Consider the following 1,670-nt stretch of genomic DNA (forward strand, 5'->3'; position numbering starts at 1 on the left):
TTTTCCTTAGAAAGGAGGTGATCCAGCCGCACCTTCCGATACGGCTACCTTGTTACGACTTCACCCCAATCATTGGCCCCACCTTCGGCGGCTGGCTCCATAAAGGTTACCTCACCGACTTCGGGTGTTGCCAACTCTCGTGGTGTGACGGGCGGTGTGTACAAGGCCCGGGAACGTATTCACCGCGGCATGCTGATCCGCGATTACTAGCGATTCCGGCTTCATGTAGGCGAGTTGCAGCCTACAATCCGAACTGAGAATGGTTTTATGGGATTTGCTACACCTCGCGGCTTCGCGTCCCTTTGTTCCATCCATTGTAGCACGTGTGTAGCCCAGGTCATAAGGGGCATGATGATTTGACGTCATCCCCACCTTCCTCCGGTTTGTCACCGGCAGTCACCTTAGAGTGCCCAACTTAATGCTGGCAACTAAGATCAAGGGTTGCGCTCGTTGCGGGACTTAACCCAACATCTCACGACACGAGCTGACGACAACCATGCACCACCTGTCACTCTGTCCCCGAAGGGAACACGATATCTCTATCGCTGTCAGAGGATGTCAAGACCTGGTAAGGTTCTTCGCGTTGCTTCGAATTAAACCACATGCTCCACCGCTTGTGCGGGCCCCCGTCAATTCTTTTGAGTTTCAGCCTTGCGGCCGTACTCCCCAGGCGGAGTGCTTAATGCGTTAACTTCAGCACTAAGGGGCGGAAACCCCCTAACACCTAGCACTCATCGTTTACGGCGTGGACTACCAGGGTATCTAATCCTGTTCGCTCCCCACGCTTTCGCTCCTCAGCGTCAGTTACAGACCAGAGAGTCGCCTTCGCCACTGGTGTTCCTCCACATCTCTACGCATTTCACCGCTACACGTGGAATTCCACTCTCCTCTTCTGTACTCAAGTCCTCCAGTTTCCAATGACCCTCCACGGTTAAGCCGTGGGCTTTCACATCAGACTTAAAAGACCGCCTGCGAGCGCTTTACGCCCAATAATTCCGGACAACGCTTGCCCCCTACGTATTACCGCGGCTGCTGGCACGTAGTTAGCCGGGGCTTTCTGGTTAGGTACCGTCATGGTACCGCCCTATTCGAACGATACTTGTTCTTCCCTAACAACAGAGTTTTACGATCCGAAAACCTTCATCACTCACGCGGCGTTGCTCCGTCAGACTTTCGTCCATTGCGGAAGATTCCCTACTGCTGCCTCCCGTAGGAGTCTGGGCCGTGTCTCAGTCCCAGTGTGGCCGATCACCCTCTCAGGTCGGCTACGCATCGTCGCCTTGGTAGGCCATTACCCCACCAACTAGCTAATGCGCCGCGGGCCCATCTGTAAGTGACAGCAAAAGCCGCCTTTCAACTTTCTACCATGTGATAAAAAGTGTTATTCGGTATTAGCTCCGGTTTCCCGGGGTTATCCCAATCTTACAGGCAGGTTGCCCACGTGTTACTCACCCGTCCGCCGCTCGTTCCACAAGCGTCACCTCCGAAGAGGATCAACTTGCTTCCCGCGCTCGACTTGCATGTATTAGGCACGCCGCCAGCGTTCGTCCTGAGCCAAGATCAAACTCTCCAAAAAAGTTTGAATAAAATCGATACCAATCGATTCTATCAATTGTCTTAGCTTTGTTTCGTTACTTACATACTTGGTTGTTTTGTTCAGTTTTCAAGGA

1 rRNA gene is annotated in these 1,670 nt (G+C 53.0%); it reads right to left on the reverse strand.

Annotated features, from left to right (window positions below):
• Positions 1 to 10: 10 nt before the first annotated feature.
• Positions 11 to 1,576: ribosomal RNA gene (locus AC3G7N_RS20480) — 16S ribosomal RNA — on the reverse strand.
• Positions 1,577 to 1,670: the final 94 nt, after the last annotated feature.

It is taken from the genome of Virgibacillus carmonensis (assembly GCF_057836705.1).